At 72.0% G+C, this 26,247-nt stretch carries 25 protein-coding genes and 1 pseudogene; 18 read left to right on the forward strand and 8 right to left on the reverse strand.

What is annotated here, in order from left to right; genetic code table 11:
• Positions 1-7 precede the first annotated feature (7 nt).
• The gene (locus OOK31_RS17540; RefSeq protein WP_267088171.1) at positions 8-1,138 is read right to left on the reverse strand and encodes a helix-turn-helix transcriptional regulator; all 1,131 of its coding nucleotides are present in this window, start codon (positions 1,136-1,138) and stop codon (positions 8-10) included.
• 204 nt (positions 1,139-1,342) lie between these two features.
• Here OOK31_RS17540 and OOK31_RS17545 point away from each other — a divergent pair, with 204 nt between their 5' ends.
• On the forward strand, positions 1,343-2,779 hold the full coding sequence (locus tag OOK31_RS17545; protein ID WP_267088172.1) for an FAD/NAD(P)-binding protein: 1,437 nt from the start codon (positions 1,343-1,345) through the stop codon (positions 2,777-2,779).
• A 33-nt stretch (positions 2,780-2,812) separates the two neighbouring features.
• On the opposite strand, the gene OOK31_RS17550 is transcribed toward OOK31_RS17545, so the two are convergent.
• Together OOK31_RS17550 and OOK31_RS17555 are read right to left on the reverse strand one after the other, a co-directional pair.
• Positions 2,813-3,214 carry a DUF4190 domain-containing protein gene (locus OOK31_RS17550; RefSeq protein WP_267088173.1) on the reverse strand — a complete coding sequence of 134 codons (402 nt, stop codon included), beginning with the start codon at positions 3,212-3,214 and terminating at the stop codon, positions 2,813-2,815.
• Between the two features lie 604 nt (positions 3,215-3,818).
• A complete protein-coding gene (locus OOK31_RS17555; protein ID WP_267088174.1) occupies positions 3,819-4,484 on the reverse strand; it encodes a hypothetical protein in 666 nt (221 codons plus the stop codon).
• A 235-nt stretch (positions 4,485-4,719) separates the two neighbouring features.
• On the opposite strand from OOK31_RS17555, the gene OOK31_RS17560 reads away from it, so the two are divergent.
• Positions 4,720-5,028, forward strand: a complete 309-nt coding sequence (locus OOK31_RS17560; RefSeq protein WP_267088175.1) for a DUF6247 family protein — start codon at positions 4,720-4,722, stop codon at positions 5,026-5,028.
• Positions 5,025-5,285 carry a hypothetical protein gene (locus tag OOK31_RS17565; protein WP_267088176.1) on the forward strand — a complete coding sequence of 87 codons (261 nt, stop codon included), beginning with the start codon at positions 5,025-5,027 and terminating at the stop codon, positions 5,283-5,285. Before OOK31_RS17560 ends, OOK31_RS17565 begins: the two co-directional genes overlap by 4 nt.
• Positions 5,286-5,392: 107 nt before the next feature.
• Here the strand turns inward: OOK31_RS17565 and OOK31_RS17570 are convergent, their stop codons facing one another.
• On the reverse strand, positions 5,393-6,256 hold the full coding sequence (locus OOK31_RS17570) for an endonuclease/exonuclease/phosphatase family protein (protein ID WP_267088177.1): 864 nt from the start codon (positions 6,254-6,256) through the stop codon (positions 5,393-5,395).
• A gap of 91 nt (positions 6,257-6,347) precedes the next feature.
• Here OOK31_RS17570 and OOK31_RS17575 point away from each other — a divergent pair, with 91 nt between their 5' ends.
• The 5 genes from OOK31_RS17575 to OOK31_RS17595 all read left to right on the forward strand — a co-directional run bounded on the left by OOK31_RS17575 (position 6,348) and on the right by OOK31_RS17595 (position 11,028).
• Entirely contained in the window at positions 6,348-7,463 is a 1,116-nt protein-coding gene (locus OOK31_RS17575; RefSeq protein WP_267088178.1) for an NADAR family protein, read from the forward strand.
• Positions 7,464-7,557: 94 nt separating this feature from the next.
• The gene (locus tag OOK31_RS17580) at positions 7,558-8,076 is read left to right on the forward strand and encodes a hypothetical protein (protein ID WP_267088179.1); all 519 of its coding nucleotides are present in this window, start codon (positions 7,558-7,560) and stop codon (positions 8,074-8,076) included.
• 243 nt (positions 8,077-8,319) lie between these two features.
• Positions 8,320-8,775, forward strand: coding sequence for a transposase (locus tag OOK31_RS17585; RefSeq protein WP_267088180.1), 456 nt, complete (start codon positions 8,320-8,322; stop codon positions 8,773-8,775).
• A gap of 458 nt (positions 8,776-9,233) precedes the next feature.
• Entirely contained in the window at positions 9,234-10,772 is a 1,539-nt protein-coding gene (locus tag OOK31_RS17590; protein WP_267088181.1) for a serine hydrolase, read from the forward strand.
• A gap of 25 nt (positions 10,773-10,797) precedes the next feature.
• Positions 10,798-11,028, forward strand: a complete 231-nt coding sequence (locus OOK31_RS17595) for a hypothetical protein (protein WP_267088182.1) — start codon at positions 10,798-10,800, stop codon at positions 11,026-11,028.
• A 283-nt stretch (positions 11,029-11,311) separates the two neighbouring features.
• Here OOK31_RS17595 and OOK31_RS17600 read toward each other — a convergent pair.
• Positions 11,312-11,587 (reverse strand): annotated as a pseudogene (locus OOK31_RS17600) (transposase); the annotation flags it as partial.
• Positions 11,588-12,082: 495 nt separating this feature from the next.
• Here OOK31_RS17600 and OOK31_RS17605 point away from each other — a divergent pair.
• From OOK31_RS17605 to OOK31_RS17650, 10 genes are all read left to right on the forward strand, one after another.
• Entirely contained in the window at positions 12,083-12,520 is a 438-nt protein-coding gene (locus OOK31_RS17605) for a hypothetical protein (protein ID WP_267088183.1), read from the forward strand.
• An 85-nt stretch (positions 12,521-12,605) separates the two neighbouring features.
• On the forward strand, positions 12,606-12,911 hold the full coding sequence (locus OOK31_RS17610; protein WP_267088184.1) for a hypothetical protein: 306 nt from the start codon (positions 12,606-12,608) through the stop codon (positions 12,909-12,911).
• Positions 12,912-13,253: 342 nt separating this feature from the next.
• The gene (locus OOK31_RS17615; RefSeq protein ID WP_267088185.1) at positions 13,254-14,516 is read left to right on the forward strand and encodes an ATP-grasp domain-containing protein; all 1,263 of its coding nucleotides are present in this window, start codon (positions 13,254-13,256) and stop codon (positions 14,514-14,516) included.
• Between the two features lie 16 nt (positions 14,517-14,532).
• Complete coding sequence (locus tag OOK31_RS17620; RefSeq protein WP_267088186.1) at positions 14,533-15,762, forward strand: lysine N(6)-hydroxylase/L-ornithine N(5)-oxygenase family protein; 1,230 nt, start codon at positions 14,533-14,535, stop codon at positions 15,760-15,762.
• Positions 15,759-16,136: a cupin domain-containing protein gene (locus tag OOK31_RS17625; RefSeq protein WP_267088187.1), complete on the forward strand. Its 378-nt coding sequence runs from the start codon at positions 15,759-15,761 to the stop codon at positions 16,134-16,136. Before OOK31_RS17620 ends, OOK31_RS17625 begins: the two co-directional genes overlap by 4 nt.
• Positions 16,129-17,232, forward strand: coding sequence for an FAD-binding oxidoreductase (locus tag OOK31_RS17630; protein ID WP_267088188.1), 1,104 nt, complete (start codon positions 16,129-16,131; stop codon positions 17,230-17,232). Before OOK31_RS17625 ends, OOK31_RS17630 begins: the two co-directional genes overlap by 8 nt.
• The gene (locus tag OOK31_RS17635; RefSeq protein WP_267088189.1) at positions 17,229-18,860 is read left to right on the forward strand and encodes a class I tRNA ligase family protein; all 1,632 of its coding nucleotides are present in this window, start codon (positions 17,229-17,231) and stop codon (positions 18,858-18,860) included. The genes OOK31_RS17630 and OOK31_RS17635 overlap by 4 nt, the downstream gene beginning before the upstream one ends.
• Positions 18,857-20,104, forward strand: coding sequence for an acetyl-CoA carboxylase biotin carboxylase subunit family protein (locus OOK31_RS17640; protein WP_267088190.1), 1,248 nt, complete (start codon positions 18,857-18,859; stop codon positions 20,102-20,104). The genes OOK31_RS17635 and OOK31_RS17640 overlap by 4 nt, the downstream gene beginning before the upstream one ends.
• Positions 20,097-21,374 carry an MFS transporter gene (locus OOK31_RS17645; protein ID WP_267088191.1) on the forward strand — a complete coding sequence of 426 codons (1,278 nt, stop codon included), beginning with the start codon at positions 20,097-20,099 and terminating at the stop codon, positions 21,372-21,374. The genes OOK31_RS17640 and OOK31_RS17645 overlap by 8 nt, the downstream gene beginning before the upstream one ends.
• Positions 21,375-21,444: 70 nt before the next feature.
• Positions 21,445-22,644: a low specificity L-threonine aldolase gene (locus OOK31_RS17650; RefSeq protein WP_267088192.1), complete on the forward strand. Its 1,200-nt coding sequence runs from the start codon at positions 21,445-21,447 to the stop codon at positions 22,642-22,644.
• Positions 22,645-22,946: 302 nt separating this feature from the next.
• On the opposite strand, the gene OOK31_RS17655 is transcribed toward OOK31_RS17650, so the two are convergent.
• The 3 genes from OOK31_RS17655 to OOK31_RS17665 form a co-directional block, all read right to left on the reverse strand.
• Positions 22,947-24,500 (reverse strand): alpha/beta hydrolase, encoded by a 1,554-nt coding sequence (locus OOK31_RS17655; protein WP_267088193.1) that lies wholly within the window; start codon positions 24,498-24,500, stop codon positions 22,947-22,949.
• A gap of 361 nt (positions 24,501-24,861) precedes the next feature.
• Entirely contained in the window at positions 24,862-25,137 is a 276-nt protein-coding gene (locus tag OOK31_RS17660) for a hypothetical protein (RefSeq protein WP_267088194.1), read from the reverse strand.
• Positions 25,138-25,562: 425 nt separating this feature from the next.
• Complete coding sequence (locus tag OOK31_RS17665) at positions 25,563-26,165, reverse strand: CGNR zinc finger domain-containing protein (RefSeq protein WP_267088195.1); 603 nt, start codon at positions 26,163-26,165, stop codon at positions 25,563-25,565.
• Positions 26,166-26,247: the final 82 nt, after the last annotated feature.

Genomic DNA, 26,247 nt, shown 5'->3' on the forward strand with positions numbered 1-26,247 from the left:
CACAGCACTAGACGATCCGGGCCCGGGCAGGCGGTTGCCCGGGGCGCCGGACCCGTGTCGGTTCCGGCAGCGCGGGCCAGTAGTGGTCGGTGAACAGGCGGGCGACCAGTGCGCCCCGGCTTGAGACATCGGCTTTGGCGAAGATCGTCTTGAGGTGGTCGCGGACGGTGTGCGGCGAGATGAACAGGGCCGCGGCGATCTCGGCGGTGGTCATCCCGCGCGCGGTCAGCTGGGTGATCTGGAGTTCCCGCGGGGTCAGGCCGTACGCCTCGGCGACCAGGACCGCCAGGTCGCCAGGCGTCGCGGGCTCGATGACGAGGGCCACCGGGCCGGGCCTGCCGTCAGGTCCGGTGAGGCACGAGGCGTGGCAGGTCAGCCAGCGGCCTTCGGTGGTCCGGATGCGCACCCGGGCATTGCCGCGGTCCTGGCCGTCGGCGACGGCGCGTGCCTGGAGCGCCGTGCCGATCACCCAGATCGGCAGCTTCAGCCCCAGCGGTGTGGGGAACGAGGGCCCCTTCGGCAGCCGTGCGAGGTGGTGCCGGGCCTCGTCGTTGGCCGACATGGCTTCGCCGGATTCGTCGAAGAGGATCAGGCCGGGCGCCGGGGAATCCGTGCCGCGCGCGGACGCGGGCGGCCGGGCGAACGTCCGCAGCCGCTCGGCCAGTGGGCGGGACAGGTCGGCGAGCAGCGCGGTCTCCTGCGGGCGGAAAGCGTCGGTGGTGCGGAACAGGCTCACCAGGCCCCACGGCCGGTCGCCGATCCGGAGCACGGCGCGCAGTTCGTCGTGCACGCCTTGGTCCAGCAGCAGGCGCCGGAACCGGGCGCTGCGGGCGGGCAGGTCGCCGGTGGCCGCGCGCAGCCCGGCCGCCGGTACGGCGGCGCGGGCCAGGTCACGGAACGGCAGGACGTTCTCCTCCAGCAGTTCGCTTCGCCAGTAGGCGGCGCAGCCCTCGCCGGAACCCAGGTTCTCCACCAGCATCGGTGCGGTGATCAGGCCGGTCTCCGGGTCGGTGGCCGTCCACACGGCCGAGTGGAACGGCACCAGCCGCCGCAGCCGGGCCGAGGCGCGGCTGAACAGTTCCAGGGCGTCGGCCGCCTGTTCGGCGGCAGCGAGCACCGGTCGGCGTTGATCGGTCATGTATGTCCCCTCGACTGATCAGCCCGCACGTCGCGTGCCCCGGCCCTCGCACCTTCCAGTCCCTCAGCCTGCCCTGTCGCCCACACAGCACGGAACCCCTCGTTTGAGGGGGCCGTTCCCCGCCGATCTCCCGGGAGCGGGGGATGGGGCGCCCCGGCAAGGACGGGCAGGGTCGGTGGCACACGAGCATCGGAGAGGGAGATCATGGACATCGCGATCATCGGGGGAGGTGCGGCGGCCGTCGGCCTGTTGGACGCGCTTGCCGCCACCGAGGGCAACGCAGCAGTGGGCGGGACCGGCACCATCACGGTCTTCGAGCCGTCGCCGCACCTGTGGCGGGGGCGGCCGTACGGGCCGGACCTGGACGCGGTGCTGGTCAACACGCCACCCGCGCTCATGTCGGTCCGGGGTGGTGACTTCGGCCACTTCGCGGCCTGGCTCGGGAAACGCGGCGCCGACCACATCGACCCGCTCCTCGGCCAACCGCTGGTCCCGCGCTCCCTCTACGGCCAGTACCTGGTCCACTCCGCGGAGAAGGCCGTGGCGGCTCTGGGCGAACAGGGTTGGCCGGTGCGCGTCGTGGCCGCGCGGGTGACGGACGCCGTCGTCCGCTCCGGCACGCGCTTGGTCCTGCACACGGACGACGGGCAGGAGTACGAGGCCGACCGCGTGGCGCTGTGCATGGGTGGGGGAACACCCCCCGACCTGTACGGACTTACCGGTGAAGCGGGCTTCACGGCCGATCCCTATCCGATCGCCGACACGCTCGACCACATGGCCGCCGGCGACGATGTGGCGGTCATCGGCAGCGGCCTGACCGCCGTCGACGTCGTCGTGGCCCTCGCCGCGCACCGGTATCCGGGACGGATCACGCTCCTGTCGCGCAGCGGGGTGCTCCCGCACGTCTGGCAGCGTCCGGACGGCCGGCGCCCGACACACGTGACCGTCGAGCGGGTGGCAGCGCTGCACAGCACCCGGGGGCACCTCGCGCTCGACGACCTCGTCGGCCTGCTGCGCGAGGAACTGGCCGCCGCGGGGGAGGACTTCGGCGAACTCGCGGCCCGGCTCCGCGGCACTCGGACGGACAACCCGGTCCGACGTCTCCGGCAGCAGATCGCCGCGGTCGACGACCCTCGGATCGGGCGCCGCGTGTTGCAGGAGACGGCACACACCGTCGGCCCTTACGCCTGGCGCCTGTTGCGCGAACCGGACCGGGCACGGCTGCGGTGCCACCTCCGCACGGCCACGAGCGTCGCCTCGCCCATGGTCCCGGTGAACGCGTCCGTCCTGATGCGGCTCCTGGACTCCGGTCAGCTCACCGTCTCTTCCGGCGTCGATGCGATCGAGCCCGTGAACGGGCGGTTCCGGGTGCGGGACGCCGACGGCCAACGCACCGCGCATGTCGTCGTCAACGCCGTGAACCCGCCCGCGCAAGCGGCCCCGGGCATGGCCCGGCACCTGGTCCGATCGCTGACGGGCGCCGGTCTGGCCACCATCCACCCGTCCGGCGGGGTGGTCCCTGCCGACCCGCGCGTGCATGTGGTCGGCGACCTGGCCGGCGGCGGCTCGTTCATCACGTCGAGCATCGCGGGCGTCGCCGCGCAGGCGTCCCGCACCGCCGTGGCGCTCCGGACGCCCTGACCGTCAGCCGCCTGAGGGAGGGGGGAAGGCCGTTCAGTTCAGGTGCTCGCGGACGCACTGCGTGTACTGGTGGAAGCTGTCGGGCTGGTAGCACTCCTGCGTCTTGTTCGCGTACCAGAGCATGAGGACGGCGACCAGCCCGGACACCACGATTGCGAGGGACGACGTCACCACGGCGGTGACGGCCTTGCCCCGTCCCGTACCGGTCCGCTTGGCCGTTGTCAGCGAGGCGATGCCCAGGAGCAGGCCGATCACGGCGAGGGGGCCGCCGATGAAGACGACCGAGGTGCACAGGCCGATGATGCCCAGTGTCATCGCGCCCGTGGCCAGGCTGTTCTTCGGCGCTGTCAGGCCCGGCGCCCTTCCGTTCGGTGGGGCGTGGTCCTGAGCGGACACCGTGTGGTTCAGCGGTGTCTCGATCCCTTGAGCGTTCATCAGCCCGTCCTTCCGTCCCGTCAACTGGTCAGACCCCGATTCTGGTTTCGGGGGCCCACGGACACATCGCGGGAAGGCGGGAGAATTCGCTCCCCCGATCGGGTGAGGCCGCCGGTGGGCCGTCCGGGCACACTTGCCTGGCCATGCTCAGAGGGAATCCGGCCGCTGCTGGGGGTGCCGTTGCCGGATCCCGTGGGCGAGCGTCGGCGTGCGGGCTCGCCTGGTGACGGGGCGGCTTCTTCCACGGCATCGGGCGCGCGGGGACAGCACCGGCCCGGGCCCTGGCCGACCTGCCCGAGCTGCTCGACCGGATGCGGCACACGGGCGCTGTGGTGGAGCCGGAGCTGTCGGGCGACCATGCGCAGGTGCAGGGGACGCTCTCCCGGGCGGCGTACCGGATCCTCAGGAAGGGCTGACGAACGCGCTGCGGCACGGAGCGGGCGGTCCGATCCGGGTCAAGGCGGCGGCCACGCCGGACTCGCTGGAGCTCGAACGCTGTTCCCGGCCTGATCGGGCTGACATGGGCGTCTGCGATCACCTTGGTGACGGCGGGCGCCCGCGCTGTTGTGGAGGCGGTCCAGGGAACGTCAGCCGCGGGCTGGCGTCACCGCCCTGTCGGTCGCCGCGGCCTCCGGCGCCGCTTCTCGTACGCCTCCCGGATTCCGCCGGCCAGCCCCAGGAGCACCGCCGCCCCGACCGCCACCTCGGCTGCGGTGCGCAGGCCCCAGCCGTGGACCTCCGCGGCAGCGCGCGGGGAGACCTTGCCCTGCGGGTCGAGCAGCACCGCCAGGGACTCGCCCTGCTTCGCGAGCCGCGCGGTGGTGTCCAGGTGCTCCGGGCCGCCCGCGGGGCAGTCCAGGCGGTGGTCGTACGAGGTCCGGGTCGTGGAGGTCCAGTGGCCCTGGGCGTCCATGGAGGATTCCGTCTCGGTGCGCTCGGTGACCTTCAGCACGATGCAGCTGATCTCGACGCCCCGGTCCTCCAGAGTGATGTGCCCCACGGACGCGAGTGCCAGGATGGCGCCGAGGCCGGCAGGGAGGGCGGACAGCGAGATGAGCGAGGCCCCGCGCCGCGCGGCGAGGGCGGCGTGCCAGCCGAGCAGGACCAGCGGGAGCAGCAGCCCGCCGAGGAAGAAACCCCAGCTGCCGACAGACCCGTATGCCGACTCCCAGGCCACCCCGAACGCCAGGCCCGCGGTCAGCGGCGGCGCGGCCAGCGCCACCGCGGTCCGCCAGAGCCCGCGTGCCCATCCCCCGTGCCAGCCCGCCATACCCGCCCCCGTGGCTCGTACGTATGCGCTCCAGGTAACCGCGACGGCACGGGGCACGTAAAGAGCGCGGCTGCCCGGCCCGGCTGAGGAGGGCGGCACTTGGTGACGCTGAGACCGCCGGCTGAGCCGATGCCGGCGCAGGCCGCCAAGGCGCTTCCGGCCGTGGGGCCCGAACCCCTCCTCCGTCCACCCCCGGCGCGGCTACCGTGGCGGTACAACCTGTTTGGAGGAGCCCGTGAGCGCTCAACCCGCCGACCACGCAACCGTCCCGCCGTACGCGCCCGCGCCCGGGGCCCCGGCCGAACTCCGTGCCCTGCTGCGCGCCGACCGCCGTGCGGACACGTGGGTGCCGGCGTTCGAGCGGGACTGGGCCAAGGCCCTGGAGGATGCTCGCGACTCCTTCAGCCTCACCCCTTTGCATGACGTGGTGCGTACCTGGCAGTTGCGCGTCGCCGCGGCCCCGGCCGTCGACGCCTTCATGGACTCCGGCCGCGACGAGTCCGGCTTCGTGGACCTGGACGACGTCCTCGGTCGCCGCCGGTGACCGGTCAGCCGTGGGCGGTGCGTCTGTCCCCGCAGGCCGCGAAGACGCTCGCCGAGCTTCCCGGCCCGGCCAGGGAGATGGTCCGCGACGTCCTGGACATCGCGGTGCGCTCCCCGTGGGGCTGGCCGCAGTGGAACGCCGGCGATCCGGAGGGCGAGGACGTCCGCGCCGCGTCCGTCGGACAGCTGTCCGTCGTCTACGTGGCCAACCGCCTCACCCGGCACCTGTCCGTCCTGGACATCGTCTGGCTCGGGTAGCGACGCCTTGCCCTCGGCCGTGTCAAGGGGTCAGCCGACGCTCACCAGCAGGTACCAGCCCCCGCACTCGTAGCTGCGGGAGGCGTCGGGGCGGTCGCCGTTCGGGTTCAGCCTCCAGCCCTGGCCAGGTCGGTGTGCAGCAAGTGGTGGTCCGAGTACGGGCTGGGGCGGACGCGGTGCGTGCGCGGGGTGATGCCGCGCAGGAACACGTAGTCGAACTTGCTGTTCCAATCGGTGGTCGACGTGCAGGCGTCGGCGCCGGCGGCCGAGGGGCGGCAGCCGGGGTCCGTGTCCGGGGCCAGGGCCCACATCGGGCCGAGTTCGGGCGCGTGCGGCACGGCGTTGAAGTCGCCGAGGACGATCGCACGGTCGTGACGGGCGACTTCCGCGGCGAGCACCCCCACCTGGCCCGCCCGCACCTCTCCCTGCCGGCGCTGGGCGAGGTGGGTGTTGAAGACGCGGACGGGCCGGCCGCCCACCAGCGTGGTGACGGCCAGGTAACCGCGGTCCTCGGAGCCGCCGTCGGGGTATTCGACGCTCACCCGGTCCGTCATCGGCGCCGCCGAGAGGATCGCCTGGCCGAAGCCGCCCGGCCACCACGGCAGCCCCCCGCAGCGGTTCCAGTTCCGCAGGACCGTCCCGTACTCGACCCGGTAGACCAGCCCGTAGACATCCTCCAGGTACGCGCGGATTTCCTCGACGTCACGTACGCACGCCTCCTGGAGGCCGATGACCTGCGGCGCGGCCGTGGCGATCTCCGTCGCCCGGCCGAAGTTGAGCCCGCTCCCGCCACACGGATTGCAGATGTTCCACGTGCCGACCCGGTCCGGTACGACTTCCTCGGCGGCGTCGAACGGCAGCGGCCTGGCAAGGGGGCCGACACCGCTCGGTGCGCTGGGGCCCAGGAGCAGCACCATGCAGACCGCGGCCATCGCGCCCGCGGCCCACCGCGCGGCCCTTCTCAGCACCATCGCCTCCCCGGAGTGGATGCACATCATCACACGGCGCCCTCGACACACAATCGAGGTGCTCCCCGGCCGGTCCGTCCGGCATCATCACGGCATGATCGGCAACCGGATCACCCATCGCACGGCGGACGGCGTCCGCGTACCCGGCACCTGGCGGCACGCGTTCATATGCAACGGCGGCTCCTACTTCCTCACCGACCTCTTCATCTACGCCGACGGCCTCGTCGACTGCTGGGAACTGGTCACCCTCGACGAGTTCGAGCAGAAGCTCCGCTGCGGATGGGTGGCCACCGACCTCCCGGACGGCGGACGCGCCTCCGCCCACCACCTGGCCTCGTGGACGTTCGGTGAACCGCGCACCTGGCTGACTCCGGACCTGCTGCTCGCCGAAGTCCGCGACACCATCGACGAGCTGAACGGCCGCCCCGACTCGACCGACCGCTGCCTCGCCGCGGTGGACGTCTTCATGGCGGACCGCACGGAGGACAACCGGGCCGCAGCCCGGGCCGCCTACCTGGCCGTCCCCGAGACCGTGCGGCACTACGCGCTCGGCGACATGGACCGCAAGGACCACCCCCTCCAGGTGCTGGTGGCCGGACCCGGAGGCCGGACCCCGGACGAGCCCGGGGAAACGGTCACGCAGGAGGAGTACGACGAGGCCGTCGCCTACTTCGAGGACCGCGAGCAGTGGCTCGCGAAGGCCCCTTCACGGGTGCCGGCCGACGGGCCGGCCGAGTCCTTCGCCCCCGCGGTCAAGATCTACCACTCGTATCCGCAGCGCGCGCTCGAAGACCCGGGCAAGCAGGCCCTGCGCAATGACTACCCCGCCCCGATCACCGTCGGCGACGTCACCTACCCGTCGGTGGCGCATGCCTACTGGGCCCGGTCCGTCGCCGAACCGGAGGCCCGGACCGCGGTCGTGGCGGCGGAGTCGGGCGCGAAGGCCCGTACGGTCGCGGCCGCGGCGCCGCGGCGCGAAGGCTGGGAGCAGGTCCGGACGGCGGTCATGGCCCGCCTGCTGCGCGCCAAGTACGAGCAGCACCCCGACCTCGCGGCGATCCTGCTGGCCACGGGTGACGCGGCCGTGCTCTACGACGACGCCGACTCGGGCTTCTGGGGCGAGAACGGGGGCCGCGGCCGCAACTGGACGGGCCGTCTCCTGGAACTCGTCCGTTCCGAACTGCTGGCCCGGCAGACCCTCATCGACTGACGCGGGGCTCACCCGTCGGGGGTGTGCGAAGATCCCCAAGGCGGCCCGCCGCCGGGGGCTGATCGGGTGCCGCGAGAAGGTGGAGAGGGCCACGATGGCTGTGGTGTGGATCTTTGACGACTGGATTGAGCGGACCTCGGAGGACGGGGTGCGTGTGGCGCGGACGCGGATGGGCATGCGCATCGTCACCTCGAGTTGGGGGCGCAAACTGCTCCAGCTGAAGCTGGAACGGTTGACGTACAGCCAGGCGGGCGGCGTGCGGAGGATAGAAGCGCCCCGGATTTTCCAGGGGGAACCCGGTATTGCCGGGAAGGTCGAAGTCGTTTCCCCGGGCAGGCGCCGCGAAGTCATGTACTTCCAGGCTCCAAGCCGGATAGTGCTGGACGACGGTGTGCGGTTCTTCGACTGGGTAGGGCTGGACGACGGGGAGTACGTCGCGCGACTCCCCGAAGGTCAGACGACCAGCTGGGTCATCGGCGGCGAGTTCATCAGCGTCCCCCTGCCGCCCCGCCAGTTCGCTTTTACCATCGAAGGCAGTGCGCCGGCTTCGGCCAAGCCGCCGGTGGCGTCGGCTCCCTACGACCCCGACGAGCCCTATCCCTGCTTGTGGTGAGGAGTCGGATCCGCTCAGGTGGCCGGTGCGGCCCCAGCCCGATCTCGGGCGCGGGCCGCGAGGCAGCCGGCCCTCCTTCCGCGGGCCACCCGAGTGGCCTGCCGCGCTCAGGGAGTGGTCGTGGTGGCCCAGGTACGGGAAAGCGCAATGGTCGACGGCGGCATCAAATGGCGGGCGATGCCGGTGGACTTCCCGCCGTGGGACCGGGTCTAGGCCTTCTACCGGCGCTGGCGCGAGAGCGGATTGGTCGCCGGCAGCCGGGGCTATGACGGCGGCAAGAAGATCAATGGCAGGCGCCGGCACCTGATCTGCGACACCACCGGCCTGCTGTTGATGATCAACGTGACCGCGGGGGACGTCACCGATCGCCAGGCCGCCACAGTGATGCTCCCTGGCCTGCGTGAGCGGTTCCCCACCATCACGAAATTGTGGGCAGACGGCGGCTACACCGGTGTCCTGATCACCTGGGCCCTGACCGCGCTCCACCTGGTCGTCACCGTCATCAAACGCAGTGACGACGCCAAAGGCTTCGTGGTGCTGCCCCGCAGGTGGGTGGTGGAACGATCTTTCGCCTGGCTGCTTCGCTCCCGCCGGCTGGCACGCGACTACGAGCAGCGTCCGGACTCCATCGAGGCGATGATCCTTTGGTCGATGACCCGGCTCATGACCCGCCGTCCCGCGGCCCCGGGGCGAGGGTGAACCGGCCCGAGGGCTCCCTCACCAGCCAGCCCCGGTCCACCAGCCGCCTCGCCCTGGCCCTAACCCCTTCCCCCTTCGTCTTCGCCGCCCCCTCTACCCCGAGCCCGGTCGCCGGCTCCTTGCACGTCAACGGCCCGGCCGCGTCGCCCAGGACCGTCACGGCCCGCTGATACTCCGGCGACAGCATCCCGAACCTCCACGACCGCACCGACACGACGTCCTGCCTGCCATCGAGACCACGGCACCATGCCTGACCAGCGAAAACACGGCGATCAAGTACGGAAGGACAACAGCTGTCGAACGCCGGCCACGGGGCAGAACCCGATCCTTGAGCCGCACAGGCCCACGCAGCCAAATCCAGCCCCGCCGGCGATTGAGGCGCGGGGCACGGGGCGGAGCCCCGGTAGGGGGCGCGGGCAGGACAGGCGGGAGCGGCTCGGCGGCGGGACAATGGCGGCATGCGTACGCTGCGCGCACTCGGAGCGGCCGGGGCTGCACTGGTGCTGGCCGGAACAGGGGTGGCCACGGCCGCCCCCAGTCCGCCCCCCGCCCCCAAGCCGCAGCTCACCGACGCCCAGATCGACAAGGCCGTGGCCCGCCTGGATCAGACCATCACCGACCTGATGCGCCGTACCGGCGTCCCCGGCCTCTCTGTGGCCGTCGTCCACGACGACGAGGTGGTCCACCTCAAGGGCTTCGGTGTCCGCCGCACCGGCGAGCCCGCCAAGGTCGGCCCCGACACCGTCTTCCAGATCGCCTCCGTCTCCAAGCCAGTCTCCTCCACCGTCATCGCCGGCACCTTCAGCACCCCCGACGAGTGGGACCGTCACGTCACCCTCCCCGGCTTCGCCTTCAAGGACCCCTGGGTCACCGACCACGTCACGACCGCCGACCTGTTCTCCCACCGCAGCGGCCTGCCCGACCACGCCGGCGACCTCCTCGAAGACCTCGGCTACGACCAGTCGTACATCTTCGACCACCTGCGCCTGGAGCCCCTCACCCCCTTCCGCGCGAGCTACGCCTACACCAACTCCGGTCTCACCGCCGCCGCCGAGGCCGTCGCCCGTGCCAAGGGCACCACCTGGCAGAAGCTCAGCGCGGACACCCTCTTCAAGCCCGCCGGCATGACCCACACCAGCACCGAGTTCTCCGCCTACGTCAACGCCCCCGACCACGCGGCCACCCACGTCAAGAACCAGGACGGCACCTGGAGCCCCCGCTACGTCCGCGACCCGGACGCCCAAGCCCCCGCCGGCGGCGTCAGTTCCACCGCCCGCGACATGTCCCGCTGGCTGCGGCTCCAGCTGGCCGACGGCACCCTCGACGGCAAGCGGATCATCCCCGCCGCCACGCTCGCCCGCACGCACGTTCCCCAGATCGTCTCTCAGCCGCCCACCTCCCCCTCCGGCCGCGCCGGCTTCTACGGCCTCGGCTGGAACGTGTCCTACGACGACTCCGGCCGGCTGCGCCTGAGCCACTCCGGCGCCTTCGAACTCGGTACCAACGCCAACGTCACGATGCTCCCCCTGGAGAAGCTCGGCATCGTCGTCCTCACCAACGGCGCCCCCGTCGGCCTGGCCGACGCCGTCGCCCTCGATTTCTTCGACGTCGCCCAGCACGGCAAGGCCACGACCGACTGGCTTCCCCTGCTCGCGTCCGTCTACGCGAAGGAGGTCGACAACGCCCGATCCCCCACCGACTACGCCCACCCGCCCGCCTCCGCCAAGCCCGCCAAGGAGAGCGCCGCCTACACCGGCAGCTACGACAACCCGTACTACGGCAAGGCGACCGTGACGGCCGACAACAAGGGCACGCTGACCCTCGCCCTCGGCCCCAAGCCGATGCTCTTCCCGCTCACCCACTACGACGGCGACACCTTCAGCTTCGAGACCACCGGCGAGATGGCGGCCGGCCGCACCGGCGTGACCTTCGCAGACGGCACGGTCCGCGTCGAGTCCCTCGATGCGAACCACCTGGGCACCTTCACCGAGCAGTAGCAGTAGGCCGCATGGCCCGTCCCCGATGAGACGCAGAGCCCAGACACCCCCCTCGCCCCTCACCCAGCGCGCCGGCATCGACCCGGTCCGGCTGCGGCTGCCGCCCGACCTGGAGGGAAGCCGGCCGGATCTCGGCGACCACCTCGCCGCGCACTACCCGGGCGGAGCCGGCACCGAGGCCATCGCCCGCCTGCTGGACGCCGGCCGGGTGCTCGCCCGCAGGTCAACGCCGCCTCCGCGGAGGCCAGGACCCTGACGATCTGCTGACAGTCCGGCGACAGCGCCGACACCTCAAGACCTTCCCGCCATACCGGCACCACCGACCCCGACCCCGGCATCGCCCCGCCCTTCGGCGTCGGCGTCGGGGCAGTGTTCTCCGCAACCGGCACGGCAGCCTCCTCGACGTCAGCACCACCGCCCGGACCAGCGAGAAGCTCGGCGAGAACCTCCCGCGCAGTCACGAACCGCTCCCAGAACAGCTCCGCGTCGCGCAGCTCGGCAAGGACCCGATCGGCTTCCTCGCGCAGCAAACCCACGACGGCCGCGGCTTCGCGGGTGAGACGGAGTTGGGTGTGGGCGGCGATGACGAGCCACTTCCACCGGTCCGCCGCCTCGGGAGTGCGGAGCTTGGGACGCGTCCAGCCGAGGGTTTGTTTTCCGAAGCGGACAGTGTGCTCAAGATCGAATCTGCGGAGGAACGCTTGCCGCCGCAGGTCGACGTCTGTGCTGGTCATGCCGGTCTTGGAGGACCACAGCCAGACGGGCAGTGGGTCGCCTCCGCCGGGCAGATGGTCCACCTGGCGGCGAAGTGTGCCAGTACGGCGCGGAGTGGACCGCGACCAACCTCCGTTGGGGCTTGGCGGTGGACGGGCTCGAACGTGACGGGCTCGGCCGTCACCCTCGACGGCGTGAAGGCCCTACGCGTGGTCCCCGCCGGGGCGGAGGCGGCCTGCCTCTGACGGACCCCGGCGGGGGCGGCCCCCATCCGGTGGCGGACCGCGCTGTCGTGTGTCCGAGGCGGGGCCGGGTTTCGCTTGTGCGGGTGTGGCCGGGTCGGGCGGGGGTGGTGGGAGCTGTCCGCTGGTGGTGCTGTACTTGGCGCGGCCGCCCCGAGCTGCGCGGACCACATCGCGGCCCTGCTCGACGGACGCCCGGACGGGGTGTCCGTAGCGACGGCCTGACGGTCCGTAGCCACCGGGGACTCGTTCGGGTGAGGTCAGGACTCAGGGCGAAGGCGCTGGGTAAGCCTGCCGCCGAGGTTCCGTGCAGCATGCAACGGGCCCGATCGTTCCGTCCGCCCTGGAGGGCCCATGTCCGTAGTACCCCGCACCCCCAAGCTCCTGACCGCCGCCTGCGTCGCGGTGCTCCTCTCCGTCGCGGGGGCCGGCCTCGCGGCTCCCGCGAGCGGCGCCACGACCGCCCCGGCGGCGGAGCAGTCCGCCCGGTTGCCCGGGTTCAATGCCACCGGTGTGTACGACATCTACCAGAGCAACGCGACCGTCCGCGTGGACTTCTCGCAGAACGCCGAGGGGCGCCTCTTTGGGTCGGTACGCTCCGGCAACACCGTGGGCAACGTCCGGGAGGGCTCGGTCGACGGCCAGCAGATCTACTTCGTCATTGCCTGGTCGCACGGTCCCGTGGGCCGCTACACCGGAAAGCGGGGCCCGGACGGCCGACTCTCGGGTACGACCTACGACCTGACCAACCCCTCCAGCCAGGCGACCTGGCGCACCGAACAGCGGTTCTGAGCCGGTTCGGAAGACCGGGGCCCCGCGCAGGCGGCGGGGCCCCGGCCAGCCGGGTCCGTTCTCGCCGAGGAACCCTTTCATCCGGGTGATCTCGGCGCCCTGCGAGCTGATGATGGCGGCGGCCATGTCCTTGGCGGACTGGTACTTCCCGTCGATGCGGGTCGACTTCGATGTGCTGGTGAAGCCGGGGTCCAACTCGCCGGTGGCTTCGGTGGACACCGACTCCAAGCGGCAGGGCGGCATCACGACCGTGGCACTGGACTCGGCGGGGGAGGTGGCCCTGCTGCCGGGGTGGACTGGCCGGCGGTGCACACGGTCGCCGCCGGTCACCGCTCACCGGCCGGTCTTGCGAGCGGCCTCGATGTCCATGGCAGGGTCGATCTCGGCTTGAAGAAGGGGACGGTGAGCGGTGCGCGGCCGCGCGGCCGCGCGGCCAGCCTCAGGGCGGGCCGCACGTTCGTGACGGCGTCCCCCGTCCGCCCGCGCCCGAGCCGGCCGAGGGGACGTCTCGCCGCTGAGGACCTTCACGAAGGTGTTCGGTCACTTCCGGGACCCGAACATGCGCTGACAGGGCTCTAGTTCCGGAAGATGTGCGGCTCGGGTTCGCTCCCGCAGATTTTTTTGCGGTGATCCATTGACCGGGACCAAGGCGCCCGGCTAGAAAGATCACGATCACGATCAAGATCGCGATCACGAGTCCGGTCCATACAGCACTGCCTCGGGGGATTTCGCTTTGCCGCACACAGATGTACTCCGTCCTGCCCGCGTCCTCGTGGTCGAACCCGCCTCCTCCGGGGGCGCCACCCTGATCGGCGTCGCGGCCGAGATGGGACTGCGGGTCGTCGTCGCCACCGCAGACTCCGGCGACCGCCGGCTCTCCGACGCCGTACGCGCGGCGGCCGACTCGGTGCTGACGGTGGAGACCAACGACCAGGCCGCCCTCGAAGCGGCCGTGCTCGAACTGCACCGGGCCGAGCCGTTCGAGGCGGTGCTGCCGGGCTCCGACATCTATGTGACGGCGACCGCGCGCGTCGCCGCGGCACTGGACCTGCCCGGCCTGCCCGTGGCGACCGTCGACCGGGTCCGGGACAAGAGCGTCATGCGGGCCGCAGTGGCGGAGGCCGGGCTGCGCACCCCGCGCTTCGCCCAGGCGACCACCGACGCCGAACTGCGCGCCGCGGCCGAACGGGTCGGCTTCCCCTGCGTGCTGAAGCCGGTCGCCTGCTCCGGCAGCATCCACGTCAGCCGCGCCGACGACCTCGACCAGCTCACCGCCGCGTTCCAGCGGCTCGTGACCGACCCGGAGCCCGACATGGGCAAGCTGCACGAGCACCGGGTGCTCGTCGAAGAGTACGTCCAGGGCCCCGAGTTCAGTGCTGACGGCTACGTTCTGGAGAGCGGCGAGGTCATCGTCGTCGCCCTCAGCCGCACGCTGCTCGGCCCCGAGCCCGACTTCGTGGAGCTGGGTCACCTCACCCCGGCCCTCGTCGACGACACCACCCTGAAGAGCGTCGAGGCGTACGTCGGCGACGTCGTCCGCGCCGTCGGCATCACCAGCGGCCCCTTCCACTGCGAACTGCGCCTGGCCGCCGACGGTCCGGTGCTCATCGAGATCGGCGCCCGGCTGCCGGGCGACCGGATCGTGGAGCTGCTGCGGCTCGTGACCGGCGTCAGCCTGCCCAGGGTGGCCGTCGCCACCGCGCTCGGAGTCGGCCTGGAGACGGCCGGCGCCTTCGCGCGGCCGCAGGCCGAGAGCGCCGGCATCCGCTTCTTCTCCGCCGCGGGCCGCTCCTCGTACCAGGAGCTCACCGGGTGGCCCGAGCTGGAAGCACTGCCGGAAGTCACCGAGACCGCCGTGTACTTCGCGCCGGGTGAGACCATCCCGGGCGTCGAGGACTGCCGCTCGCGCCTCGGCCACGCCCTGTTCACCGCCGACTCGCCGCAGGGTGCCCTCGACCGCTGGCAGGCGCTCGGCGACCTCGTCGTCCCGGCCTGACCTGGCGGATCCCACCATGAACGCACACATAATTGACTACGTGGCCGTCGGCATCGGCCCCGCAAACATGAGCCTCGCCGCCCTCGCGCATCCGGTCGAAGGGCTGCGCGGCGCCCACCTGGAACGCCGTGAGAGCTTCGCCTGGCACCCCGGACTTCTGCTGCCCGAGGCCACCCTCCAGGTCTCGCTGCTCAAGGACCTGGTGACGCTGGTAGACCCGACCAGTCCCTTCTCGTTCCTGTCGTTCCTCGCGAGTGAGGGCCGGCTCTACCGGTTCCTGGCCGCGGACTTCCCGGCCGTCCTGCGCGCCGAGTTCAACCAGTACCTCCAGTGGGTCGCCGGGCGGCTGCCGAGCCTGACCTTCGGGGCGGACGTACGCAGTGTGGACTTCCACGACGGGGCCTTCCACCTCCGTACCGGCGAGCACGATGTGACGGCACGTCATCTCGTGCTCGGCACGGGGCTCACCCCGTCCGTTCCCGAGCCGTTCCGCCCCTTCCTCGGCCCCACCGTCTTCCACTCCGGGGAGTTCCTGCTGCGGGCCCCCGAGGTGACCGGACGGCGGGTCGTCGTGGTCGGCGGCGGCCAGAGCGGCGCGGAGATCGTGCGCCACCTGGCGGCCGACGCGGCTCCCGAGAGCATCACCTGGGTCAGCCGGCGCTCGTCGTTCCTGCCGATGGACGACTCGCCGTTCGCCAACGACCTCTACACGCCCGACTACGTACGCCGCTTCCACGCGCTGCCCGCCGACCACAAGGCCCGGCTCCTGGAGCGGCAGAAGTACACCAGTGACGGCATCGACCTCCAAGTCCTGCAGGACATCTACCGGTTGAGCTACCGCGACGAGTTCATCGAGAACAACCCCGGCAGGCTGCGCTTCCTGGCGGACAGCGCGGTCACCGCGATCGAGGGTGGCCCCGACGAATGGAAGCTCGTCGTCGAGTCCTCGGGCCCGGACGCACCCGCCGTGCTCGCCGCCGACATCGTGATCCTGAGCACCGGATACGCCTACGCGCTGCCGGACTTCATGGCACCGCTGGACGCGCGGCTGCGGCGGGACGGCGGGAAGCTCGTCGTCGGCGACGACTTCTCGGTCGCATGGGACGGGCCTGCGGAGAACCGGATCTACCTCCAGAACGGCGCCCGGCACTCCTGGGGCGTCGCCGATCCCAATCTCAGCCTGCTCGCCTGGCGCAGCGCGGTCATCCTCAACAGCATGCTCGGTGAGACGAGGTATCCGGTATGACCGCCCGTCAGGTCACGCAGTTCCAGGCCGATGCGGTCGGCGTCCTGGTCCCCTTCGGTCCGACCGAAGTGGAACCCGACGGAGTGACCGTCGCCGAGGCGGACTTCGCCCGTTCGGTCTTCCCCCGCGTGCCGTTCAAGACGGCCCGCTTCACCGTGCCGCCGGGCGGGACCAGCTCGCCCGACCAGCACGCGGTCCAGGAGATCTGGGTGGTCCACGCCGGATCAGGCACCCTGGAGGTGGACGGCGAACGGTCGCTCGTCGGGCCCGGCTCCCTGGTGGGCTTCGCCTCGCAGGCCGTCCACGAGATCTTCGCCGACCAGGGCGAGGAACTGGTCATCTACTCCTTCTGGTGGTCGGCGCCCGATGAGTGAGCGCACCACCGGGACCGGTGAGGCGCCCCACTACGACCTCGCCGTCCTCGGCGCGGGCGCGGTCGGCGCCCTCGCCGCGTACTACGCCGTGCGCCGGGACCAGGGCCGCCGCGTCGCCGTGATCACGCACGCCGGACGGGGGACGGGCGCGACCCGTCTCTCGGCCGGGTTCGACACGCCCACGGGGCACAACCCGGCCCAGCGCGCCCTGGCCGCCCGCAGCACCGCGCTCTTCGACGAGCTCGCCGCCGGACTCGGCGACGCCGGACGCACGCCGGTCGACGTCCGCTGGCTGGTGGCGCGCGAGAACACGGCCGCGCTCGACGCGACCATGGCCGACGGCGGCCGCACCCGCCCGGTCACCGGGGAGCAGCGGGCCCTGCTCGACCGGACGTTCCCCGGGCTCGCCCACGGCGGCCACGAAGTCCTGCTGGCCACCGCACCCATGACGGCAGGTCAGCCCCAATGGCTCGCCGACCGGCTTCTCGACGAGGTCCTCGGCCGCCCGGACAACACCCTCCTGGAGGGCTTCCGGGTCACCGAAGTACGCCGTACGGGCGGGCGCGTCGAACTGGTCGCCGCCGACGGCAGCCGGATCACCGCCGCCAAGGCGGTCCTCGCGCCCGGCCCCTGGGTCCTCGACGGCCCCGTGGCGGCGGCGGCCCGCGAGCGCGGGGCCCGGGTCAAGAAGGTGGTGGCGTTCCACATCATGACGCCGCCCCCGCCGGGCGCCCCGGCACTCGTCCTGGAGGACGCCGACGCCTTCCTGCTGCCCCACCACCCCGGCGGCCACTGGATCTTCAGCATCACCTCACCCGACTGGGACCGGGGCCCCGACGAACCGCTCGCCATCGACGCCCGCGACCGGGAACTCGCCCGAGCCCTGCTCGCCCGGCACGTACCGGGTTTCCTGCCGCACCTGCTCGGCGGCCGCGTCTTCAGCGACTGCTTCACCCCCGGCCACCTGCCGGTCGTGGACACGGTCGGCGGTGACGACGTGGTCATGGCCATCGGCGGCTCCGGCTCCGGCTACCGACTCGCCCCGGCCATGGCCGAGGACGCACTGAACCTGCTCGATCGGAGAACGCGAACATGAGCCTGCTGACCGGGGACACGCACACCCCCCGGCACTACCTCCTGGTGCCGCCCGAGGCCACGCCCAACGGCCCCCTGCACCTCGGCCACATCGGCGGCCCCTTCCTGTGGTCGGACATGATCGCGCGGCATCTGCGGGTCCGGGGCGACCTGCCGTTGGTGATCACCGGCAGCGATGTGTACGAGTCGTACGTGACGCTCAGGGCGCACGCCGAGGACTCCACGCCCGGCGAGGTCGCCGCCCGCTACGGACAGCGCATCCAGGACGACCTGGCCGCGCTGCGCATCGGCATCGACGCGTTCATCGTCCCCGATCAGCAGCCCTGGCGAGAGCAGTTCGAGCAGGAGGTCGCCGCCTCGATCGAGCGGCTGACGGGCCGGGGCGCGGTGCTGACACGCACCGAGCGCGTGCCCTACTGCACGGCGTCGGACCGCTGGGTGGTGGGCGGCTGGCTCCAGGGCCGCTGCCCCGAGTGCGGTGCGGGCATCGCCAGTTACTTCTGCGAGGAGTGCAGTGCGCACTTCCTGCCCGAGTCGGTCGTCGAGCCGCGCCCCCTGCTCGAGGAGGGGCCGCTGACCTGGCGGGAGATCTCCAGCCTCTTCCTGCGGCTGCCGGACCGCGACCTCCTGGACGGCACGCTCGTGGACCTGGGCGTCGCCGACCGCTACCGGGCGACCGTGGCGCGCTTCCTGGAGCGCGACGGCCTGACCGTACGGCTGAGCGCCCCGCAGACGTGGGGACTTCCGCTGCCCGCCGCCGAACCGGACGTGCCGCGCGCCCTCTTCCCGTACGCCGGGATCTTCATGTTCGCCCGCCTCGCCGGCGCCGTCCACGGCCGGCTCTCCGGCACCGGCGTGAACGCCTTCGACCCCGACTCCGGGGTCACCACCATCACCACCCTGGGGATCGACAACGTGATCCCCACCCTGGTCTCGATCGTCGGCACCAGCCTGCTGCACGGCGACATGAAGCCGTACGACCGGTGCCTGATCAACAACTTCTACCGGCTGGCCGGGCGGAAGTTCTCCACCAGCGCCCGGCACGCCATCTGGGCGGCCGACATCGCCGCCTCGCCCGCGATCGGCGTGGACACCGTCCGGTACTACCTCGCCGGGGCCGATCTGGAGTCCGGGGCGGCGAGCTTCGAGACGGCGGACTTCCTTCGGACCGCGAACGCCACGCTCGCCGAGGGCCTCGGCAAGCGGATCGACGCCGCCTGGAGCCGGCTGCCCGAGGGGCCGCCGCAGGCGCCCGCCCCGGCCGTCGCCGACCTCCTGGAATCCCTGCTCGCCGAGCAGTCCGCGGCGCTCGACGGCGCCCGTGTCTCGACCCGGCGCGCGGTCGCGGCGCTCGACCGCTGGTGCGCCGACGACGCGGTCGCCCACGCGGCCGAGGACGGCGCCTACTGGTGGCTCAAGGGCCTGTCCCTGCTGGCGTTCCCGGTGATGCCGGACCTCGCCGAGCTCGTCTGGCAGAGTCTCGGCGGCGCCGGAGAGCCCCGCGCGGCGGCCTTCCTCGCCAGGACCCCGGCCCACCGTGACCGGCCCGCGCCCGGCTTCGGCCGGGTGAGCGCCGCCGATCTCGACGCCTGCCTTCCCGACACCCTGCGACCGGGAGCGGACGCGTGACCGACCGGACCACACCGCTGTACGTCGTCCTCAACCGCTCCGGCGACGAGTTCGGCGAATACCACCGCTTCCTCGACGGCCACCCCTGCCGGATGGTGTACCTCACCACGCCCGGCGGGCTGCCCGCGCTCGACCAGGACGGGGCGACCGAGGTCCATGTGCGCGACAGCCTCGACCACGACGACCTGCAGCCCCTCGTACGGGAGATCACGGACCGGCACGGCACGCCCGAGGCCGTCTTCGGCCAGTCCGAGTACGACATCCTGACGGCCGCCCGGCTCTCGGCCGCACTCGGCGTCCCAGGCGGCTACGGCCTCGACCTCGTCCAGCGGTTCAAGGACAAGCCCGCCATGAAGAGCGCGGTGGGCGCGGCCGGACTGCGGGTTCCCCGGTTCCGGAGCCTCGACGACGCGCCCTCGGCGGAGGCGGTCGTCGACGCCCTCGGCGGTCTGCCCCTGGTCCTCAAGCCGCGCGCCGCGGCGGGCTCCCAGGGAGTCACGGTCGTCCACAGCACCGACGAACTGCGCGACGCGCTGGGGGGCGTCGACCCCGAGGCGTACGAGTGCGAGGAGTACGTCGACGGGGACATCTTCCACGTCGACGGCGTCCGCCGCTCCGGCCGCCTCCACTTCGTCACCGCCTCCCAGTACGTCCACACCTGCCTGGACTACGCGCACGGCCGCCCGCTGGGCTCGGTCCTGCTCGACCCGGGCCCCCAGCGCGACGAGCTCACCACGTTCGCCGACCGCTGTCTGCGGGCGCTCGGGCTGCGCGACGGGGCGTTCCACCTGGAGGCGATCCGACGTCCGGGGGGCGAGCTGGTGTTCCTGGAGGTCGGGCTGCGGCCGGGCGGCGCGCAGGTGCCGTTCCTGCACGTCGACCTCTACGGCATCGACCTGTTCGCCGAGGCGTTCCGGGCGGCCCTGGGCCTGCCCCCGCTGTGGCAGCCGTCCGAACCGGTCGGGCCCCGGGCCGGCGGCTGGCTCATCTACCCCGCCCCGCGCGAGCTGCCCGGACGGGTCGTCGCGCGCACCTCGCCCGGGTCGGCCGTCCCCGAGGTCTACCACGAGGAACTGCCCGCGATCGGCCAGATCATGACCGGGCCCGGCAGCTATGACGAGGGCTGCGGGATCTTCCGGTTCCGAGGGCGGAGCGCCGCCGGGGTCCGCGCCGCCGTGCACACCGCGATGGAGGTGTACGGGCTGCGGACCGAGCGGGCCGAGGGAGCTGAGCCGCATGGCTGAGGCACGCCGGTACGGCATGCTGCACGCCTGGTTCCGGGAGATCCTTCCGGCCGCCGGGAACGCGCGCAGACTCGGCGTCCTCACGCTCATCCAGTCCCTGGGGCTCGGGGTGTTCCTCACCTCCAGCGCCGTCTTCTTCACCCGGACCATCGGCATCCCCGCCCAGCGGGTGGGCCTCGCCCTGTCGGTCGCCGGGCTCTGCGGTCTGGTCTGCACCGTGCCCATCGGCCGACTCGCGGACCGGCTCGGCGCGGGCCGGGTACTCACCGTCAACTTCCTGCTCGCGGCCGTCGGCTTCACCACGTACTGCCTGGTGGACGGCTTCGCCGCGTTCCTCGCGGTCGCCTGCGCCATCGCGGTCCTGGAGACCTCGGCGGGCGCGCTCCAGGCGTCGCTCACCGACGCGCTGGTGGGCGAGGCGGAACGGGTCAGGGTGAGCGCGCAGATGCGCAGCCTGTTCAACCTGGGCTTCCTCGGCGGCGCCGCGCTGGCCGGAGCCGCCATCGCGGCCGGCACCTCGACCGCCCTGTACGCCACGGTCCTCGCCAACGCCGCCCTCCAGTTGGTCTCCGTCGCCGTGCTGCTCGGAATGCGGCTGCCCGCGGGCGCCGGGCCCCGGGCCGCCGCCGCCGAGGCGCCGGGCGGGGTGCTGCGCAGCGCCGCGCTGCGGGACGTGCGCTATGTGGCGGTCGCGCTGGTGTGCGGCGCCCTGGAGCTGTACCACCCGTTGCTGACGGTCGGTCTGCCGCTATGGATCGTCACCGGCACCGACGCGCCCGCGCTGCTGGTGTCCGGGCTGCTGATCCTGGACACCGTCCTGGTGCTGTTGTTCCAGGTCACGGTCAGCAAGGGCGCGCGTACCCCGGCGGCAGCGGCACGTATGCTGCGCTGGGCGGGGTGGGCACTGGGGGCGTCCTGCCTGGTCTTCGCGGTGAGCGGGGGACACGGTGCGCTCCTGGACAGCGCGGCCCTGCTGGGCGGCGCGCTGGTGCTCGTCCTCGGCGAGCTGTACCAGGCGTCGGCGAGCTGGGGCCTGTCCTTCGGGCTCGCTCCGGCGGGCCGGCAGGGGGAGTACCAGGCGGTGTTCTCCCTGGGGCGCGGGCTCCAGCAGTTCGCCGGGCCGTGGCTGATGACCTCCCTGGTCGTCGGCACGGCGGCGACCGGCTGGCTGGTCCTCGCGGCGCTCTTCGCCCTGCTCGGGCTCGCCGCGCCGCCGTTGGTGCGCGGCCTGGAGAAGGCCCGAGCGCGGACGGAGCCGGCGCCGGCCTGAGCTGACCGGCCGGCGCCCGTCCGGACCACATGTGTCACACCCGTACGAACGAAACAAGTGAGCGAGCACCATGACCCTACAGCGACGACACGACCCGGACGAGCGCGGCTTCGCCAGCGACAACTACGCGGGTGCGCACCCCGAGGTCCTTGCGGCGATAGCCCTGGCCAACGGCGGCCACCAGGTCAGCTACGGCGCCGACGTCTACACCGAGCGCCTCCAGGAAGTGGTGCGCGGCCACTTCGGCCCCACCGCGCACGCGTACCCGGTCTTCAACGGCACCGGCGCAAACGTGTTCGCGCTCCAGACCATGCTCGACCGCTGGGACGCCGTGGTCTGCGCCGCGTCGGCCCACATCAACGTCGACGAGGGCGGGGCGCCCGAGAAGGTCGCCGGGATCAAGCTCCTGACGGTGCCCACATGGGACGGCAAGCTCACCCCTGAGCTGATCGACCGTCAGGCATGGGGCTTCGAGGACGAGCACCGGGCCCGGCCCAGGGTCGTCTCGATCGCCCAGTCCACCGAGCTCGGCACCTGCTACACGCCGGACGAGATCCGTGCGATCTGCGACCACGCGCACGACCTCGGCATGCTCGTCTACCTGGACGGCGCCCGGCTCGCCAACGCCGCCGCCACCCTCGGCGTGTCCCTGCGTGAGATGACCACCGACGCCGGCGTGGACGTCCTCTCGCTCGGCGGCACCAAGAACGGGCTGCTCTTCGGCGAGGTGGTGATCGTGCTCAACGAGAACGCGGTGCGCGGCATGGCCCACCTGCGCAAGACGAGCATGCAGCTGGGCTCCAAGATGCGTTTCATGTCGGTGCAGTTCGAGGCGCTGCTCAGCGGCGACCTCTGGCTGCGCTCGGCGGCCCGCTCCAACGCGATGACCCAGCGTCTGTACGAGGCGGTGCGCGAACTGCCGGGCCTGGAGATCTCCCGCCCGGTGCAGGCCAACCAGATCTTCGCCGTCCTGCCGCCGGCCGTCACCGAGCGTCTCCAGAAGCGTTTCCGCTTCTACACCTGGGACGAGCAGGCCGGCGAGGTCCGCTGGATGACCTCCTTCGACACCACCGAGGACGACGTGGACGCGTTCGCGGCGGCGATAGCGGAGGAACTGGCGGCGGAGCGAGGCCAAGGGCCGACGGGCGCGCTGACCACGGCCGAGCGCGAGGAACTGATGCAACTGCGCCGTAAAGTCCGCGAGATGGAAGAGACGATCGAAGTACTGGGGAAAGCGCCCGCCCTCTCCGCGAACCGCAAGACGAACTAGCCGGCGGCAGAAGCCCGGGGGCCGGTCGAGCGTTCTGGCCCCCGGGCAGGAGAAGCACGAAGAGGTCGTCCAGTTCCAGGTCTTACGGCTCGTCAGCATGCTCGGTGACCACGTGAGGAGGCTGCTCCGTCGCTGCCACGACCGGCCAGCTGAACGGGCCCGGGGGTGGTGGCCTCTGAAGTGAGAGCAGGCTGGCGACGACGCCTGAGCGTGCAGGACCGGACCACCGTCACCAACACCACCACCGGCCCGGTCTCACAGGCGAGCGGTAAGGGCGGCGGCATCCAGGACGATGGCAGGGTTCACGGCGCCGGGGACCTCTTCGGCTCCTGGTCGCGTGGCGGACTCTGACAGGTCACGTCCCTCGCGGGGAGCCGGCCTGTGGTGAGGTAGGTGTTGACGGGGTCGTTGGCGCAGGAGGTGGGGTCGGTGAGGTACACGCCGTGGCCCTGCCCGCCCTTCGCCAGCACCATCCGCGAGCCCTTCAGGGCGCGGTGCAGGCCCTGACCGCTGCTGAGCGGGGTCATCGGATCCCACTCGTTCTGCACGGTCAGCACCTTCGCCTGGTGCGTCATGGGCGTCGCGGCCTCCAACGGCCGCTGCCAGAAGGCGCAGGGCTTGATGTTCGACGCGAAGTCCCCGTACAGCGGGTACTTCACCCTGTCCTGCACCGCGTCCCGCGCGTACTGCTCGGGGTCGCGCGGCCAGTTCTCCGTGTCCCCGCACACCACGGACCAGTAGACGGCGGTGGCGTTGTCACCGGGGGCGGCCGCCGTGTCGGTATCCGGCCCGGCGGCCCCCCGGCCGCCGGCGAGGAGCCTCTTCACGTCCGCCACCCCGGCGTCCGCCGGCAGGGGAGTCCGCTCGGCTGCGGCTTTGAGGGACCTCGTGATGATCGAGGCCTCGACCGGGGAGTAGAACACTCCCGGGTCCCGGATGTCGTCACCCGTGATCTTCTGCCCGAAGTAGTCGATCGGTTCCCGGTCGGCGCGCGCCACCAGTGCCCAGAACGTGTCGGACACCGCCTCGGGGGTCGCGCCGAGGCCGTACTCGGCCGAGCGCTCCGCCGCCCAGCGCGTCCACCGCTCGAAGGCCGGCCCGGAGCTGGTCGCCCACACCTGGTACATGCCGCGCCAGACGCGGTGCGGGTCCACTGAGCTGTCCAGCACGAAGCGGTCCGTCCGCTGCGGGAACATCTGGGAGTACACCGCGCCGAGGTAGGTCCCGTACGAGTAGCCCAGGTACGAGATCCTGCGCTCGCCCAGCGCGGCGCGGATCACGTCCATGTCGCGGGCCGTGTTGCGGGTGGTGATGTACGGGAGCACGTCACCGGCCTTCTCTCGGCACTTGTCCGCGACATTGCGCGCCCACGCCACGTCCGAGGCGAAGCGCTCGGGCCGGTACGCCCCGCCGATGCCCGTCTCGGTATGGTTCAGCCCGCAGGTGATCGGGCTGCTGGCCCCGACGCCGCGCGGGTCGAAGCCGATGAGGTCGTAGTGGTCCCGTACGTCCTTGGGCATCTCCGTGCTCATCCGCATCGGCCGGTAGAGTCCGGTGGTGCCGGGTCCGCCCGGGTTGAGGAGCATGACGCCGTGCCGCTTGGCCGGATTGTCGCTCTTTACTCGGGATATCGCGAGGTCGATCGTGGGGCCTTGGGGGCGCTTGTAGTCGAGCGGGACCTTGAGGGCCGCGCACTCGTAGGTCGCCGGTTTGTCTGCGCTGCAGCGGTGCCAGGCGGGCTTCTGGCTCATGTACTCGGGGGTGGACTGGGCAGCGGATGCCTGGGGAACGGCCAGCTGGGACAGGGTGGTTGCGATGAGTCCGGCGGTCGCTAACAGCGGTGCGAGGCGCTTCATACGTGCGGTGTCCCCTCTTTCGGAGATTGCGTGCCTGCCCACCGTGTTGCATCGGCGGGCGGGGCGAATCCCCCGTAAGGGCCACTCCTCGTACAACTCACGTACCATGCGATATCCGGACAGCTGGCCGACACGCGGCAGTGGGCCTGACGGCGCGTCGGCCGGACCGCGCCAGTCCGACAGAGGACCGGCTTGCCCGGCTGGTCCACCGGTGCGGACGCCGACACCCTCGCCGTCCTGTCCGCAGGCACGTTCGGACTGACCGTCAAGCACCTGGCCACGCCCGGAACGCCGCCCCTGGCCGTCCTCGGCGAGGCCCGCGTGATCGACCGGTTCCGGTCGGGCTCGGGAGGCCTACGCCTCACGCTGGCCTGGCCGGCCGGCCTGCGCGGCACCGCCGCCTCAGGTGCACGAGGCGGGCCGGTCCGGTGACGTGCTGGAGCCGGGCCCGTCCGGCGGGGCCGAGGACGGCCGGGCGGTTCAGGGAGATGCCGGGGTGGGCGAGGACGGCGTCGTGGAGCAGCCCGCACAGCTGATGGCGCGCGTAGGCCTGGGTGGTCGGGCATGCGGCGCTGTCGGCGGTGGCGGAGGCGATGGCCTCGGTGTCGTGGGTGAGGTGGGCCAGCATCAGTCCCAAGGCGGCCGTCTCACCGACGATCTGCTGCGTACTGATCAGGCCCGGTAGCCACCCCCCCCGAAGTGCTCACGGTCAAGGAACGGCAGGACAGCGGGGCGACGGCGCCGCGGTGGTCCGACCAGGCGTTCCGGCGGAGCCAGCCGTTGCTGCCGCCCGGCGACCAGTCAGGTTGTGGCGCGCACGGTTTCGGAGAAGGCGTTGAAGAAGCCCCTCGTGGGCTTGTGCTGGTCAGCTGGGCAGAGACGGCCCTTCAACCGCCCAGGCTGGCGGCGAGCGCCTTGGCGTACTTCGTGACGGCGTCCCACAGAGGTCGCGTTCTCCCAGTGTTTCATCCCAGGAACTGTGGTTTGTGGGGCCTCGGAGAAGTCGTCACCACCGTCGCTGCACGGTGGCGAGCCGCCAGTAGGGGACCCCCAGCAGGCAGTTCAAGTGCTTGGGGCGATTGCGTTGTCGCCGTTCGCATCAGGAGCGGCGGCGCTGCGGCGGGCACGCAGCGCGCGGACCCTGCCCCGGCTCGCACACGACGCGGACGGGCACCAACGCCGGCGGCCAGGCGGATCGATGAAGACGCCCCGGCAGTCGTGTTCCGGGCAGCTCTTCAACGCACGTCGGTCCGAGCTGCTCAGCTGGTCCACCGCCTGACGGGAGATGCGGGCGAGGGCGTCCACGGTTGTCGTCGGTGGTTCGCGTCGCAGTCGGTCGTCCGCTGTCAGCCGGATCGGGTCGTCGTGTCGGGACAGGAACCCGGCCAAGTCCGCCACGGCGTCTGCTGGCGGCGGCTGCTCATGGACGGTTGCCAACGCCAGGACGCGCAGGGTCTCCCGCAGCTGCCGCGCCTGTTCCAGGTCGCCATGGTCCGGTGGCCGGGCCGGGGACAGCTCGCAGTGCTCCAGCCATTCAGCGAGCCGGGCAGGCGTGGCGAGCCGCTCCACCGGCTCCGCGCTGAACGAGCGGCCTTTGGTGGCGAGCAGGTTCAACCAGATGGCACCGCAATCGAAGCGGAAGGCGTACTTGTCTTCTTTGGCCACGCCGACAGTGTAACGCTTCAGCCGTTACTCCTGCTAGCGTCTCCGTAACGCTTGAACCGTTACGAAATCGGTGGAGGACACG

Origin of the sequence: Streptomyces sp. NBC_00249, from assembly GCF_026342355.1 — a bacterium.
Classification (GTDB): domain Bacteria; phylum Actinomycetota; class Actinomycetes; order Streptomycetales; family Streptomycetaceae; genus Streptomyces.

Coding starts and splice junctions, on each gene's coding strand:
- OOK31_RS17540 (WP_267088171.1), bottom strand. CDS start 1,138: ATGACCGATCAACGCCGACCGGTGCTCGCTGCCGCCGAACAGGCGGCC.
- OOK31_RS17570 (WP_267088177.1), bottom strand. CDS start 6,256: ATGGTGCTGAGAAGGGCCGCGCGGTGGGCCGCGGGCGCGATGGCCGCG.
- OOK31_RS17555 (WP_267088174.1), bottom strand. CDS start 4,484: ATGGCGGGCTGGCACGGGGGATGGGCACGCGGGCTCTGGCGGACCGCG.
- OOK31_RS17595 (WP_267088182.1), top strand. CDS start 10,798: ATGAGACGCAGAGCCCAGACACCCCCCTCGCCCCTCACCCAGCGCGCC.
- OOK31_RS17620 (WP_267088186.1), top strand. CDS start 14,533: ATGAACGCACACATAATTGACTACGTGGCCGTCGGCATCGGCCCCGCA.
- OOK31_RS17575 (WP_267088178.1), top strand. CDS start 6,348: ATGATCGGCAACCGGATCACCCATCGCACGGCGGACGGCGTCCGCGTA.
- OOK31_RS17580 (WP_267088179.1), top strand. CDS start 7,558: ATGGCTGTGGTGTGGATCTTTGACGACTGGATTGAGCGGACCTCGGAG.
- OOK31_RS17650 (WP_267088192.1), top strand. CDS start 21,445: ATGACCCTACAGCGACGACACGACCCGGACGAGCGCGGCTTCGCCAGC.
- OOK31_RS17645 (WP_267088191.1), top strand. CDS start 20,097: ATGGCTGAGGCACGCCGGTACGGCATGCTGCACGCCTGGTTCCGGGAG.
- OOK31_RS17545 (WP_267088172.1), top strand. CDS start 1,343: ATGGACATCGCGATCATCGGGGGAGGTGCGGCGGCCGTCGGCCTGTTG.
- OOK31_RS17635 (WP_267088189.1), top strand. CDS start 17,229: ATGAGCCTGCTGACCGGGGACACGCACACCCCCCGGCACTACCTCCTG.
- OOK31_RS17655 (WP_267088193.1), bottom strand. CDS start 24,500: ATGAAGCGCCTCGCACCGCTGTTAGCGACCGCCGGACTCATCGCAACC.
- OOK31_RS17625 (WP_267088187.1), top strand. CDS start 15,759: ATGACCGCCCGTCAGGTCACGCAGTTCCAGGCCGATGCGGTCGGCGTC.
- OOK31_RS17550 (WP_267088173.1), bottom strand. CDS start 3,214: ATGAACGCTCAAGGGATCGAGACACCGCTGAACCACACGGTGTCCGCT.
- OOK31_RS17605 (WP_267088183.1), top strand. CDS start 12,083: ATGTCCGTAGTACCCCGCACCCCCAAGCTCCTGACCGCCGCCTGCGTC.
- OOK31_RS17590 (WP_267088181.1), top strand. CDS start 9,234: ATGCGTACGCTGCGCGCACTCGGAGCGGCCGGGGCTGCACTGGTGCTG.
- OOK31_RS17630 (WP_267088188.1), top strand. CDS start 16,129: ATGAGTGAGCGCACCACCGGGACCGGTGAGGCGCCCCACTACGACCTC.